15 protein-coding genes are annotated in these 13089 nt (G+C 70.2%); 2 read left to right on the top strand and 13 right to left on the bottom strand.

All coding sequences use genetic code 11. From position 1 onward, the window contains the following. Positions 1 to 4: 4 nt before the first annotated feature. Positions 5 to 373, bottom strand: a complete 369-nt coding sequence (locus tag ACFYWJ_RS11145; protein ID WP_218719897.1) for a zf-HC2 domain-containing protein — start codon at positions 371 to 373, stop codon at positions 5 to 7. A 59-nt stretch (positions 374 to 432) separates the two neighbouring features. Next, a complete protein-coding gene (gene sigE / locus ACFYWJ_RS11150; RefSeq protein ID WP_355276348.1) occupies positions 433 to 1098 on the bottom strand; it encodes an RNA polymerase sigma factor SigE in 666 nt (221 codons plus the stop codon). Positions 1099 to 1472: 374 nt separating this feature from the next. Between sigE and ACFYWJ_RS11155 the strand changes: the two genes are divergently transcribed. Continuing rightward, positions 1473 to 2105 carry an O-methyltransferase gene (locus tag ACFYWJ_RS11155; RefSeq protein WP_378823279.1) on the top strand — a complete coding sequence of 211 codons (633 nt, stop codon included), beginning with the start codon at positions 1473 to 1475 and terminating at the stop codon, positions 2103 to 2105. On the opposite strand, the gene glgC is transcribed toward ACFYWJ_RS11155, so the two are convergent. Next, positions 2102 to 3319 (bottom strand): glucose-1-phosphate adenylyltransferase, encoded by a 1218-nt coding sequence (glgC, locus tag ACFYWJ_RS11160; RefSeq protein WP_355276346.1) that lies wholly within the window; start codon positions 3317 to 3319, stop codon positions 2102 to 2104. The genes ACFYWJ_RS11155 and glgC overlap by 4 nt on opposite strands. Positions 3320 to 3429: 110 nt before the next feature. Here glgC and glgA point away from each other — a divergent pair, with 110 nt between their 5' ends. After that, on the top strand, positions 3430 to 4596 hold the full coding sequence (gene glgA, locus ACFYWJ_RS11165; RefSeq protein ID WP_355276568.1) for a glycogen synthase: 1167 nt from the start codon (positions 3430 to 3432) through the stop codon (positions 4594 to 4596). 13 nt (positions 4597 to 4609) lie between these two features. Here the strand turns inward: glgA and ACFYWJ_RS11170 are convergent, their stop codons facing one another. From ACFYWJ_RS11170 to ACFYWJ_RS11215, 10 genes are all read right to left on the bottom strand, one after another. Further along, positions 4610 to 5494 (bottom strand): putative RNA methyltransferase, encoded by an 885-nt coding sequence (locus tag ACFYWJ_RS11170; protein ID WP_387163483.1) that lies wholly within the window; start codon positions 5492 to 5494, stop codon positions 4610 to 4612. Beyond that, entirely contained in the window at positions 5491 to 5658 is a 168-nt protein-coding gene (locus tag ACFYWJ_RS11175) for a DUF3117 domain-containing protein (protein WP_011211259.1), read from the bottom strand. Before ACFYWJ_RS11175 ends, ACFYWJ_RS11170 begins: the two co-directional genes overlap by 4 nt. A 105-nt stretch (positions 5659 to 5763) precedes the next feature. Further along, a complete protein-coding gene (locus ACFYWJ_RS11180) occupies positions 5764 to 6432 on the bottom strand; it encodes a DNA-3-methyladenine glycosylase I (protein ID WP_355276344.1) in 669 nt (222 codons plus the stop codon). Continuing rightward, positions 6393 to 6713 carry a DivIVA domain-containing protein gene (locus ACFYWJ_RS11185; RefSeq protein WP_355276342.1) on the bottom strand — a complete coding sequence of 107 codons (321 nt, stop codon included), beginning with the start codon at positions 6711 to 6713 and terminating at the stop codon, positions 6393 to 6395. Before ACFYWJ_RS11185 ends, ACFYWJ_RS11180 begins: the two co-directional genes overlap by 40 nt. Positions 6714 to 6750: 37 nt before the next feature. Continuing rightward, a complete protein-coding gene (locus ACFYWJ_RS11190; RefSeq protein ID WP_355276341.1) occupies positions 6751 to 7887 on the bottom strand; it encodes an Mrp/NBP35 family ATP-binding protein in 1137 nt (378 codons plus the stop codon). Positions 7888 to 8031: 144 nt separating this feature from the next. Continuing rightward, positions 8032 to 8526: a hypothetical protein gene (locus ACFYWJ_RS11195; protein WP_355276339.1), complete on the bottom strand. Its 495-nt coding sequence runs from the start codon at positions 8524 to 8526 to the stop codon at positions 8032 to 8034. Positions 8527 to 8683: 157 nt separating this feature from the next. Beyond that, positions 8684 to 9541, bottom strand: a complete 858-nt coding sequence (locus tag ACFYWJ_RS11200; protein WP_355276337.1) for a lytic murein transglycosylase — start codon at positions 9539 to 9541, stop codon at positions 8684 to 8686. Between the two features lie 96 nt (positions 9542 to 9637). Then, on the bottom strand, positions 9638 to 11020 hold the full coding sequence (locus tag ACFYWJ_RS11205; protein WP_355276335.1) for a lytic murein transglycosylase: 1383 nt from the start codon (positions 11018 to 11020) through the stop codon (positions 9638 to 9640). 138 nt (positions 11021 to 11158) lie between these two features. Beyond that, on the bottom strand, positions 11159 to 11749 hold the full coding sequence (locus tag ACFYWJ_RS11210; RefSeq protein WP_355276333.1) for a DUF1003 domain-containing protein: 591 nt from the start codon (positions 11747 to 11749) through the stop codon (positions 11159 to 11161). Continuing rightward, positions 11742 to 13037, bottom strand: coding sequence for a magnesium transporter MgtE N-terminal domain-containing protein (locus ACFYWJ_RS11215; protein WP_355276331.1), 1296 nt, complete (start codon positions 13035 to 13037; stop codon positions 11742 to 11744). Before ACFYWJ_RS11215 ends, ACFYWJ_RS11210 begins: the two co-directional genes overlap by 8 nt. Positions 13038 to 13089: the final 52 nt, after the last annotated feature.

Raw genomic sequence — 13089 nt, forward strand, 5'->3', positions numbered from 1 at the left:
GACTCTACTTGCGCCGCCAGGTTGTCCACCGGGTCGCGGTGAAGGAATCGGTGATGAATCCGAGAAATGCCTCGTTACGGCGCGGCGGCTCGGCCGTCGTGCCGGGCAGTTCGGCCAGCGGGATCCGGGTCAGGCTGTCGTGCAGGCTGCGCGGCACGGCCACCTCGGCGGCCCGGCGCAGCGCGATCCGCGCCTGCTGCTGGGCATCGACCTCGGCCGCGCATTCCGGGCACACCGAAAGATGCTGGGCGGCGCGCAGATACGCGTTCATGCGCAGCTCGCCGTCGACGTAGGCCGCGATCGCCTCGCTGGCCAGATGCTCGGTGGGCTGAAAGCGCGGGGTACGACCTGAGGCACTGGGGTCCACGCTCATACGGAGTTCTTCCTTCCGACCGACATCAACCGAGAGCCTCGGTGACGCCGACAACTGCGTCACCCTGCGTAGGCGTCAGCGGAGTACCGCTGCTCAGTTCCATTATGCGCAAGGTATTCGCGCAGTGCCTGCCGCCCGCGATGGATCCGGCTGCGCACGGTGCCCAGCTTCACGCCGAGCGTCGCGCCGATCTCCTCGTAGGACAGGCCCTCGATGTCACACAGGACCACGGCGGCGCGGAACTCCGGCGCCAGCGAATCCAGTGCTTTCTGCAGGTCGGGATCCAGCCGGGCGTCGTGGTAGGACTCCTCCGGCGTCGGGCCCTCGGCGGGCACCCGGTCGTAGTCCTCGGGCAGCGCCTCCATGCGGATGCGGTTGCGGCGGCGGACCATGTCCAGGAACAGGTTGGTGGTGATGCGGTGCAGCCAGCCCTCGAAGGTGCCCGGCTGGTAGTTCTGCAGCGAGCGGAACACCCGGATGAAGGTCTCCTGGGTGAGGTCCTCGGCGTCCTGCGCGTCGCCGGAGAGGCGATAGGCCAGGCGGTACACCCGGTCGGCGTGTTCGCGGACGAGTTCGTCCCAGGAGGGCATGACCGTGCGATCACCGGTCGCGTCGAAGGCGGCGGTGCCGGTGAGTTCGGCATCGAGCTGCTCGCCCTCGGCGGCGAAGAGATCGGCGGAGAGAGTCTGATCGGTCGGTGTGGCGTGACGCGCCGTGTCTACCATCGGGATGGGACACCTCCTACTCGGGACCGCTGGCACGAAACCACGCCGGTCCGGGTCAGCGAACCTTGCTATCGGAATCAACCAGCAACTGTGTGAGGTTGTTCCCGCGTCTCGTACCCGCCGCGATCGGCTGGCCTTGCGTAGGGCAACTATTTCCTGCCCCGATATGGGTCAGATGTGGAGATCCTGAGCGTGACCTGAGAATCCTTATCGATACCGACCCTAGTCCCCCGGAGAAGGGAAAAGCAGCAGTTCCAGCCCCTTCGTGACGTTTCCGCAAACTCGCGGCAATTGTTCGATCGGTGCGCGACACTCACCGGGATCGGCGCATTCGCTGAATACACAGAGCCGTTCGGTGCCCTAGCCTCATAGCTGTGGCATCGAACGTGGAGCGGAACCTGGCCTATGTGGAGGAGTCCGTCGTCGAGGACGAGGTCCTCCTCGACGCGCGCGAGCGGGCCACCGAGCTGGGCGCCGTGCCCGTGCCCGCCTCCGTCGGCGCCCTGCTGAGCATGTACGCCCAGATGCTGGGCGCCCGCGCGGTCGTCGAGGTGGGCACCGGCGCCGGGATCAGCGGATTGTGGCTGCTCGACGGCATGCGCGAGGACGGCACGCTCACCACGATCGACTCCGAGCCCGAGCATCAGCGCGCGGCCAAGGAGGCCTTCCGCACTGCGGAGATCCCACCCGCGCGCACCCGGCTGATCAACGGCCGCGCCCTCGACGTCCTACCCCGGCTCGCCGACGGCGCCTACGACCTCGTCTTCGTCGACGCGGCCCCCATGGAGCACCCGCACTACGTCGAGCAGGGCGTCCGGCTGCTTCGGGAGGGCGGCGCGTTCATCCTGCACAACGCGTTGCTCGGCGGTCGCGTGCCCGACCAGTCCCAGCGCGACCCGGCCACCCAGGCGGTGCGCGCGGCGACCAGGGCCATCGCGGAGAACCCCGAACTCACCAGCGTGCTGATCCCGATCGGCGACGGGCTGCTCTGCGCCTCGCGCTGCTAACCGACCCAGATTCCCTTGCCGACGGTGACCACCCCGCCGTTGCTGACCGCGAACCGCTCCCGGTCGCGATCCAGGTCGACACCGATGATCTCGCCCTCGCCGACCACCACGTTCTTGTCCAGGATCGCGTGCCGCACGACCGCGCCCTTCCCGATCCGGACCCCCGGCATCAGCACACTGCCCTCGACGGTGGCGCCGTCGTCGATCATCACATTGGAACTGAGCACCGAATTGCGGACGGTGGCCGCCGACAGGATCGAGCCGGCACCCACGATCGACTCCTGCGCCAGCCCGCCCCTGGCGAACTTGGCGGGCGGCAGGTTCTCGGCGGCGCCGCGGATCGGCCAGTGCTTGTTGTAGAGGTTGAACACCGGGTGCACCGAGACCAGGTCCATGTGCGCGTCGTAGAAGGCGTCGATGGTGCCGACGTCGCGCCAGTAGCCGCGATCGCGCTCGGTGGCGCCGGGCACCTCGTTGTCGGCGAAGTCGTAGACGGCGGCCTTGCCCGCGGCGACCAGCGACGGGATGATGTCGCCGCCCATGTCGTGGTCGGAGTCGGAGTTCTCGGCGTCGGCGCGGATCGCGTCGACCAGCACCCGGGTGGTGAACACGTAGTTGCCCATCGACGCGAACGTCATGTTCGGGTCGTCGGGGGTGCCGGGCGGGTGCGCCGGCTTCTCCAGAAACTGGGTGATCCGGCCGGACTCGTCGGAGTCGATGCAGCCGAACGCGCTCGCCTCGCTGCGCGGCACCCGGATGCCCGCGACGGTGACGCCGGCGCCGGAGGCGATGTGGCTGGCCACCATCTGCTCCGGGTCCATCCGGTACACGTGGTCGGCGCCGAAGACCACGATGTAGTCGGGGTCTTCGTCGTAGATCAGGTTGAGCGACTGCATGATCGCGTCGGCGCTGCCGGTGTACCAGCGCGGCCCGAGCCGCTGCTGCGCGGGCACCGGGGTGATGTACTCGCCGGTGAAGCCGGACAGCCGCCAGGTCTGCGAGATGTGCCGGTCCAGCGAGTGCGACTTGTACTGGGTGAGCACGCACAGCCGCAGGTAGCCCGCGTTGACGAGGTTGCTCAGGACGAAATCGATCAGCCGGTACGCGCCGCCGAACGGAACCGCGGGCTTGGCCCTGTCTGCGGTGAGCGGAAACAGTCGTTTGCCCTCGCCACCGGCGAGCACGATCCCGAGTACGTGCGGCTGGCTCCTCACCCTGCTCAAAGTACAGGCTGGGCGGCGCAACGGTGGCTCATGTCGACCCGAGGGTCTAATTTGGACCAGTGAGTTATGGCACCGACAGCGACCTGGCGCCGGCGGAACAGCTGCGGGTCGCCATGCTGACCCGGGAATACCCGCCCGAGGTGTACGGCGGTGCGGGAGTTCACGTCACCGAACTCACCGCCCGGCTACGCGCGCTGGCGGAGGTCACCGTGCACTGCATGGGCGCGCCCCGCAGCGGTGCCGTCGTGCACCGGCCCGATCCCGAGCTCTACGCCGCCAACGCCGCGCTGCAGATGATGTCGGCGCAGTTGCGGATGGCCGACGCGGTCGGCGCCGTCGACGTGGTCCACTCGCACACCTGGTACGCGGGGCTGGCCGGGCATCTCGCCGGCGCGCTCTACGGCATCCCGCACATCCTCACCGCGCATTCGCTGGAGCCGCGCAGGCCGTGGAAGGCCGAGCAGCTCGGCGGCGGGTACCGGCTCTCGTCGTGGTCGGAGCGCAACGCGATGGAGTACGCCGACGCCGTGATCGCCGTGAGCGAGGGCATGCGCCACGACGTGCTCGACGCCTATCCGGCCATCGACCCGACCCGGGTCCACGTGGTGCACAACGGCATCGACGCGACGGTCTGGCATCCCGGTCCGCCCACCGGGGACGAGACGCCGGTGCTGGCACGGCTCGGCGTGCGCGCCGATCGGCCGATCGTGTCCTTCGTCGGGCGGATCACCCGGCAGAAGGGCGTCGGCCACCTGCTCGCCGCCGCCGCGCACTTCGATCCCGACATCCAGCTGGTGCTGTGCGCCGGCGCGGCCGACACCAGGGAACTCGAACTCGAGATCGCCGCCGCCGTCGACGGCTTGCAGCGCGAGCGCGGGAATGTGTTCTGGGTCAAGGAGATGCTGCCGACCGAGCAGGTCCGCCAGATCCTGACCGCCTCCGCGGTATTCGTCTGTCCCTCGGTCTACGAGCCGCTCGGCATCGTCAACCTGGAGGCCATGGCCTGTGCCACCGCGGTTGTCGCCTCCGATGTGGGCGGCATCCCGGAGGTCGTCGACGACGGGGTCACCGGTCGGCTGGTGCACTACGACGCGGGCACGACGACCGACTACGAACAGGGCCTCGCCGCCGCCGTCAACGCCGTGGCGGGGGATCCGGCGCTGGCGCGCCGCTACGGCGACGCCGGGCGCGCGCGGGCCATCGCGCGGTTCGACTGGGCGCGGATCGCCGAACAGACCGTCGAGGTGTACCGGAGCGTGCTGAAGTAGCCGCCGCGGGCGATCAGGCGGTCGGAACGTATGTCGACACCGTGACCGAGGCGGTGACCTCGGTGGTGTCCGGCAATGCCGCGATGCGCGGGTCGTCGGCGGGGGTGCCGTGGAAGGCCGAGGGGCCCATCGCGATGACGTCGGTGACGTCGCGCCGGGTCAGCTTCATCGGGAACTCGACGCGGAGGTGGGCGGTGCGGTCGAACAGCCCCGAGAGCGAATCGGCGAGCCGTCGCTCCTTGTCGGGATCGACGCGAACCATGTCGAGCGGGCCGACGAGTTCGTTCAGGTGGTCGGCGGTGGGGGTGACGACCACGAAGCGGCCGCCGGGCGCGAGGACCCGGGCGACCTCGGTGGGATTGCGTGGCGCGAACACCGACAGCACGCCGGTGAGGGAGTGGTCGCGGATCGGGAGGCCGCGCCAGGCGTCGGCCAGTACCGAGGCCATGCGGGGGTGCGCGCGGGCCGCCCGCCGCGCGGCGGGCTTGGCGACATCGAGCGCGATGCCGAAGGACGTGGGCTCGGCGGCCAGCGCGGCGGCGAGGTAATAGCCGGTGCCCGCGCCGACCTCGAGGACCACCGCCGCCTCGGGCGGTGCGGCGGTGGGCGTCCGATCGCCCGGCGCGGCAGCCGCGTCCTCCGCGGTGAAAGCGTGGGCCGCGGCCGCGGCGATGGGCGCGAAGTGCCCTGCGCCCTGGAACGCGGCGCGGGCGTCGAGCATGTCGGCGGTATCGCCGGTCATCTTCGTCGAGGCGCCGGTCAACAGCCCGACATAGCCCTGCCGGGCGATGTCGAAGCTGTGTCCGGTACCGCAGCGCAGCGCGCGATCGCGCGGTCGCAGTTGGTCACCGCACTCCGGGCAGGCCAGGAGCGCGGCGACCTCGGTGAGTGCCGTCAGCTGGTGACGCTCTTCAGTTCGTCACCGAGCGCCGCAGCCTCGTCCGGTGTGAGTTCGACGACCAGACGCCCGCCACCCTCGAGTGGAACCCGCATGACGATTCCACGACCTTCCTTGGTTGCCTCGAGGGGACCGTCCCCGGTACGGGGCTTCATGGCCGCCATCCTCTGCTCCCTCCAGATCTGCGCGGTCTGTCTGCGCACTGATTCTCGTCTGCCGGTTGTCGCCAACCAGCGGGCTCGCCGGGTGTTCGGCGGGCCACACCGGTCCTATTCTTCCCTATTGCCGTCTCGGGCGGACACCTGAGTACGAAATGTGACTCGCGAGTCGGTTCCGTTCGCGGGCGGGCGCACCCAGCAAACCTCCAGGTGATCGTCGACCATCCCGGTCGCCTGCATGAGCGCGTACGCCGTCGTCGGGCCGACGAAAGCGAAGCCGCGGCGCTTCAATTCCTTTGCCAGAGCAATGGATTCGGGTGTGGTGGCGGGCACATCCGCGATCGTCGCCGGGCGCGGGCGTGGCGCGGGCGCGAAGGACCACAGCAGCTCGTCCAGGCTCACCGGCAGGTCCCGAGCAACCCGGGCGTTGGCAATCACCGCGTCGATCTTGGCGCGGTTGCGGACGATGCCGGCGTCGGCCAGCAGCCGCTCGCGGTCCGCGGCGCCGAACTCGGCGACCTTCGCGATCTCGAACCCGGCGAACGCGGCCCGGAACGCCGGCCGCTTGCGCAGGACGGTGATCCAGGCCAGGCCGGACTGGAAGGCCTCCAGGCACAGCCGTTCGAACAGGGCGTCGTCACCGTGCAGGGGCGTGCCCCATTCGGTGTCGTGGTAGTCGCGATACAGCGCGGAGCCGGTCGACCAGGGGCAGCGCTCGCGCCCGTCGTCGGCGAGCTCGGTCACGAGCGATCCTGACCCGCCGACACCTGCGCCTGCCATTGGCGCAGCTGCGTCACCTCGAGTTCGAGCTCGTCGATCCGCTCGGCCAGCCTGCCCAGCGCCCAGTCGACCTCACCGGCCTTGTAGCCGCGCACCACCTGCTGGAACCGCAACGCGCGCACGTCGGCACCCGTCACCCCGTGCGCGGGCAGCACCGTGGCGGTCGTGCCCTCGGGCAGCGGCCCGAGTTCCTCGGATCGCCCGAACACCGCGCTCGCCACGAGGAACAACATGGCCGCGACCAGTCCGACGATCAGCACGTAGAGCAGCAGCGTCAGCATATGAACAGCCTAGGCACCCCCACCGACAACCTCCGGCTCAGAGGTGCCGGGTGGTGTCGATGCCGAGGGACATGCCGGCCAGGCCGCGCTTGCGGACGGCCAGCTTGTCGGCGACCTCGCGCAGGGCCTTGGCGGCCGGGTTCTCCGGGTCGCCGAGGACGATCGGGGTGCCCGCGTCGCCGCCCTCGCGCAGGGCCTGCTCGATCGGGATCTGGCCGAGCAGCGGCACCGTCGAGCCGACCGCGCGGGTCAGCCGATCCGCCACGACCTGGCCACCGCCGGAGCCGTAGAGCTCCATCCGGGAACCGTCGGGCAGGTCAAGCCAGGACATGTTCTCCACCACGCCGGCGATCCGCTGACGGGTCTGCAGGGCGATCGCGCCCGCGCGCTCGGCCACCTCGGCGGCGGCGATCTGCGGGGTGGTGACGACCAGGATCTCGGCGCTCGGGATGAGCTGGGCGATGGAGATCGCGACGTCGCCGGTGCCGGGCGGCAGGTCGAGCAGCAGCACGTCCAGGTCGCCCCAGAACACGTCGGCGAGGAACTGCTGCAGCGCGCGGTGCAGCATCGGACCGCGCCACACCACGGGCGTGTTGCCCTGGGTGAACTGCGCGATCGAGATCATCTTCACGTCGTACGCCATCGGCGGCATGATCATCCGCTCGACCTGGGTCGGGCGGGCGTCGGTGCCGAGCATGCGCGGGATCGAGTGGCCGTAGATGTCGGCGTCGAGCACGCCGACCGACAGGCCGCGCTGGGCCAGCGCGACGGCCAGGTTGGCGGTGACGCTGGACTTGCCGACGCCGCCCTTCCCGGAGGCGACGGCGTAGACGCGGGTCAGCGAGCCGGGCTGGGCGAACGGGATCACCGGCTCGGCCGAGTCGCCGCGCAGCGACTTGCGCAGCTCGGTGCGCTGCTCGTCGCTCATCACGTCGAGATCCACGGTCACCGCACCGGCGCCGGGCACGTCGGCGACGGCCTTGGTCACCCGCTGGACGATCTCGGTCCGCAGCGGGCAGCCCGACGTCGTCAGGTACACCTCGACGTGCACGTCACCGCTCTCGGCGATGGCGATGCTCTTGACCATGCCCAACTCGGTGATCGGCTTGCGGATCTCCGGGTCGTCGACCTTCGCGAGCGCGGCCCGCACATCCGCTTCCGTAATCACTGGCATATGCCCGATTTTATGCTGCGCGGATTTCGGCAACAGTCCTGGGGCCGATCCGGACCACCCGGTGGACACCGGATCACCGAACCCGCCACTCGACCCGGGGACCGTGCCCGTGAAACAACGCCCTGGGCTGCTCCGACAGCGCGATCAGCGCCGCTCGGCCCGGCATTGCGCCACCGCGGCGACGAAATCCGGATGCGCGGAAACGATCAATTCGTCCGCGTCCTGATTCATCCACACATCCGCGAAGAAGCCCGATCGACTCCACGCCAGCACGGCCACCAGCAACGCGATCGGCACACACCCGGGCAGGAAGACCAACGCCAACGGCACATAGAGCTGCTGCAGCTCCAGGGACACCGCCGTGAAGATTCCGGCGATGGTCAGCACGACCGCCAGCAGCGCCAGCACCGCGATCCACCGTGACCGCCTGATACCGGCCAGACAGAATTCACAGGCCGGGCAGTCGAACCTGACCCGCGCGGCGACCGGAAGCCGCGGCCGAAACGGCGCCACCGACATCAGCATGCCCCGCAACGTCGGCCACTCCGAGTGCGGCCCGTGCGAATTCACGAAGACCGACCGGCGCTCGACCGCCGCCAACCCGTGCTCACTACACACCTCGGGCATCGCCTCGGCCAACACCAACTCCATCGGCCCCGGCGTAGTGAACACCGGCACCCACTCCGGGTCGACCTCCGTCCCGAACACCACCTGCTGCCGGGCCGTCCCGGTCATCCTCGACCTCGCAACACAGTCACTCCCGTCATCCCCGCCGGACGTGACTGTCCTACCAGGCTCAGATGCGGGGGAGGTCCGAGGGCTTGGGGGCCATGCCGTTGGAGTAGGAGGTGGACCAGGCCATGACGTTGGCTACGTAGGCCATGGAGTTGTTGTAGCGCAGGATCGCCTTGGACTGCTGGGAGAGGTCGCGCATGTTGAGGCCGCCGTCGCAGAGGTAGCGGCCCGCGGTGAGGGCGGCGTCGAACAGGTTCTGCGGGTCGGCGATGCCGTCGGCGTTGCCGTCGGCGGCGTAGCGGTGCCAGGTCTCGGGGAGGAACTGCATGGGGCCGATGGCGCGGTCGTAGCCGCCGAGGCCGTCGAGTTCGCCGCCGTCGCTGTCGTGGATGACGTTGTTGCCGTAGAGGCTGCCGTCCAGGACCGGGCCGTAGACGGCCTTGATCGGGTTGCCGTCGGCGTCGGCCTTGCCGTACGCGTGGGTGGACTCGACCCGGCCGATGCCCGCCAGCAGCGACCACGACATCCCGCAGGTCGGGTTCTCCACGGCCAGTTGCTCTTCGGCGCTCTGGTAGGCGGCGACCGCGATGCCCGGAATGCCGAGCGGGCCCGCGGGCAGGTCGGCGGCGACGCGATCATTCGGCTGCGCAACGGTTTTCACGACCGGCGCGGCCGAGGGCGACTGGCGCGCCTCCGCGTGGGCGATCTCGGCGATGTCGGCCTGCGGCGCGGCGGCCAGCTCCGGCGCGGCCTCGGCATCGGTGCCGGGCAGGTCGTGCTCGACGGCCGCGTTGCTGGCGATGGTCGCGTCGGTCGCGGCGGCGGTGACGGCCACGAGCCCGGCGGGGACCAATCCGGTCAGTGCGATGAGCGAGCTACGTCGAACCGTCGTAGCAGGCTGTTTCCGATGACGACCCACTGTGTGGTGCCCTCCTCAACCGTGTTGGATGAGAAGAGATTACCGCACCCGAGACCTTTTTGTTACCCCTCCGTGACCTGTATTTCGGTTTGATTTCTAGGGAACGGCCGGACCGGGCGGCAGCGGGATGACGATGTTGAACGGCAACGTGATCCCCGGCTGCTGGGTGGGCGCCACCGGCGCCTGCTCGACGGGCGCGGGTTCCTCGGTCGGCTCGACGCCCGGCTCCGGGGTCTTCTCCGGCGCGGGCGCCTTCGATTCGGCAGGCGCGGGCTCGGCGGTCGTGGCCGGGGTGCAGACCGGCGCCGTGGCCTGCTGCTCGGCCGCCTGCTGCTCGGGGCTCGCCTGCTCTGGCTGTGCCGGATCCTTCGGCGCCGCAGCGCCGTAGGTCTGCTCGACGGGCTTGGCCGGTTCGAGCGGGTTCGGCATCTGGGCGGGCGCCGGGTCGCTGACGCAGACCTCGGGGGCGGGCGCGACCGGGGCGGGGCAGAAGATGCCGCACGGGATCGGCGGCAGGCCGGGCAGGGTGATCATCACCTGCGTCGGCGTGGTCACCTTCGGCGTGTTCGGCGGCAGCTGGTTGGTCGTCGACGGCGGCGCCGCGGTGACGGACCCGTTCGTCGAGGCGGCCAGCACGTTGGGCGAGACCATCGGCGCGCTGCCCGGCGGCACGATGTCGGGGGAGATGGCCACCGAGCTCGGCGCGCCGCCGGTGCGGTAGGCCGCCGACCAGCTGAGCACGTTGGCCGCGTAGGACATCGAGTTGTTGTAGCGCAGCACCGCGCGCAGTTCCTGCGACGCGTCGCGCAGGTTCAGCCCGCCCGAGCACAGGTACTTGCCCGCGGCCAGCGCCGCGTCGAAGACGTTGTGCGGATCGGCGGTGCCGTCGCCGTTGCCGTCGGCGGAGTAGAGCGCCCAGGTGCTGGGCAGGAACTGCATCGGGCCGACGGCCCGGACGAACCCGCCGTCAGCCTCCTTGATGATCTCGTTGCCCGGCAGCGTGCCGTCGAGCGCGGGGCCGAAGATCGGGGTGGTCGAGGTGCCCGCGGCGTCGGTGCGGCCGCTGCTGGCGTGCCCGGACTCGATGCGCCCGATGCCGGCCAGCAGGTTCCAGGTGAGCCCGCAGCCTGGCTGGGCGGTCTCCATTGCCAGCTCCGCGTTGCGGTAGGCCGCGAGCACGATCTCGGGGATGCCGAGCGCGCCGCTGCCGGTGGGCAGCGAGATGCTCTGCAGCGGAACCGTACCGGCGAAGGGCGCCAGGCTGTTCGCGGACGGGGAGAGCGCGCGCAGCTTGCGCGGCGCCTCCTGGGCGATCGGCAACAGCCCGACGATCTCGGAGGGATCGGTCTCCGGCGTGTCCTCGGCGGTGCTCGCGGTCGCGGCCAGTAGCGCCTCGGGCGCGGTGGGGGCGGTGCTCGGGGTCGCGGTCTGCGCGGCCGACCCGGAGGCGACCAGTCCAGCGACGACAAGGGCCGACATCGTTATCGGAGCAGAGATTCGCACGGCCACACCAACCCTTTACGTCGAAGCAGCGGCACCGCAGAGTCCCCCTCCGGCCCGCCCGGAACAACGTGATCCAGGTTACCTACCGGTCAGGAAGTTGTAGAGCATTTCCGGTTACTCGTCTGAACCACCTGGCGAAACCGGGGCAGGAGAGGGCGTTTGACCGGAGGTTTTCTTGCGTGCGGCTTTTCGCTTCTTCTCCGGCTTCGGCGCGCCGTCGGGCGCGGTGACCGCGTCGATCCGGTCCAGCACGTCCTTGATCTCCTCGAGCTCGCGGCGCAGGTAGTCGCGGGTGGCGACGTCGCCGACGGCCAGCCGCAGCGCGGCCAGCTCGCGGGCGAGGAACTCGGTGTCGGCCTTGGTCTGCGCGGCCCGGCTGCGGTCCTCCTCGAGCGAGACCTTGTCCCGATTGTCCTGGCGGTTCTGCGCCAGCAGGATCAGCGGCGCCGCGTAGGCGGCCTGGGTGGAGAAGGCCAGATTGAGCAGGATGAACGGATACGGGTCCCAGCGCAGCGCGACCACGAACACGTTGAGCACGATCCAGACGATGACGATGATCGTCTGGATCGCCAGATACCGCCCGGTCCCGAGGAACCGCGCCACGCGCTCGCTGCTGCGCGCGAACGCCTCGGAGTCCCAGTCGAGGGTGAATCGCGAGCCGACCGGGGTCTCCAGTCGCTGGCGGGCCGGGTTCTTCTCACTCACGCTGGGCCCTTTCGACATGGGCGAACGGCTGCTCTTCTTCTTCGCGCCAGTCCTCGGGCAGCAGATGATCGAGGACGTCGTCGACGGTCACCGCGCCGAGCAGATGATTCTCCGCGTCGACCACCGGACCGCAGACGAGGTTGTAGGTGGCGAAGTATCGGGTGACCGCGGAGAGCGGCAGTTCCGGCGCCAGCGGCATCAGATCGGTGTCGACGATCCCGCCGACCAGGTGCGCGGGCGGTTCCCGCAGCAACTGCTGGATGTGCACGCAGCCGAGATAGCGGCCGGTGGGGGTGGCGGTCGGCGGGCGGACGACGAAGACCATCGAGGCCAGCGCCGGGGTCAGGTCGGGATCGCGGACCCGGGCCAGCGCCTCGGCGACGGTGGTCGACGGGCTGAGCACGATCGGTTTGGGCGTCATCAGACCGCCCGCGGTGTCGGGGGAGTGCGCGAGCAGCCTGCGGACCGGCTCGGATTCCTCCGGGTCCATCAGGGCCAGCAGGGATTCGGCTTCGCTCTCGGGCAGCTCGCCGAGCAGGTCGGCGGCGTCGTCGGGGTCCATCGCCTCGAGCACGTCGGCCGCACGGCGCACCTCGAGATGACCGAGCAGGTCGACCTGGTCGTCGTCGGGCAGCTCCTGGACGACGTCGGCGAGCCGTTCGTCGTCGAGCGCGATCGCCACCTCGATGCGGCGCTTCTCCGGCAGTTCGCGCAACCGGTGCGCCACGTCGGCGGCGCGCAGGCCCTCGTACTCCTCGAGCAGGGAGGTGACGTCCTGGCCCGGCCTGCCGACCTCGGCCGGGGTCAGCCCGTGGACCTGCGACCAGTCCACCACGTGCACGGTGCGCCTGCGCCCGATCCGCCGGTGCCCGCGCACCGCGACCCGCCCGATCACCCAGTCCCTGGTCCGGCTCTGCTCGATGCCCAGGTCGGCCACGTAGACGTCGACCCCGTCCAGGTCCGGCAGACCGGGATCGTCGACGCGCACCTGCGAGTCCACGATCTGCGCCAGCGCCAGCATCTCGCCGGGTCGCTGGGCGAATCGCCGCAGGCTGACGGTGCCGGTGTTGAGCGTGACGATGCCCGGCTCGATCGCGGTGACGCGCAGCATCGGGACGAAAATCCGCCGCCGGGTGACCAATTCGACGACCAGGCCGTGCACCCGTGGTTGCTGGCGCCCGTGCCGGACGGCCACGACGACGTCGCGGACCCGGCCGATAGACTCCCCGTCCGGACCCAGCACCGTCAGGCCGGCGAGCCGGGCGACGTACACCCTGGTGGTTGCCATGACCCTCAGGCTAGGCGGTCCACAACGGCCGGTCACGACACGCCACGGCCGG

This window comes from Nocardia sp. NPDC003269, from assembly GCF_042888005.1.
Taxonomy (GTDB): Bacteria; Actinomycetota; Actinomycetes; order Mycobacteriales; family Mycobacteriaceae; genus Nocardia.

Coding starts and splice junctions, on each gene's coding strand:
- sigE (WP_355276348.1), bottom strand. CDS start 1,098: ATGGTAGACACGGCGCGTCACGCCACACCGACCGATCAGACTCTCTCC.
- ACFYWJ_RS11215 (WP_355276331.1), bottom strand. CDS start 13,037: ATGGCAACCACCAGGGTGTACGTCGCCCGGCTCGCCGGCCTGACGGTG.
- ACFYWJ_RS11190 (WP_355276341.1), bottom strand. CDS start 7,887: ATGCCAGTGATTACGGAAGCGGATGTGCGGGCCGCGCTCGCGAAGGTC.
- ACFYWJ_RS11185 (WP_355276342.1), bottom strand. CDS start 6,713: ATGCTGACGCTGCTGCTCTACGTGCTGATCGTCGGACTGGTCGCGGCC.
- ACFYWJ_RS11180 (WP_355276344.1), bottom strand. CDS start 6,432: ATGGCAGGCGCAGGTGTCGGCGGGTCAGGATCGCTCGTGACCGAGCTC.
- ACFYWJ_RS11205 (WP_355276335.1), bottom strand. CDS start 11,020: ATGTCGGCCCTTGTCGTCGCTGGACTGGTCGCCTCCGGGTCGGCCGCG.
- ACFYWJ_RS11145 (WP_218719897.1), bottom strand. CDS start 373: ATGAGCGTGGACCCCAGTGCCTCAGGTCGTACCCCGCGCTTTCAGCCC.
- ACFYWJ_RS11175 (WP_011211259.1), bottom strand. CDS start 5,658: ATGGCGGCCATGAAGCCCCGTACCGGGGACGGTCCCCTCGAGGCAACC.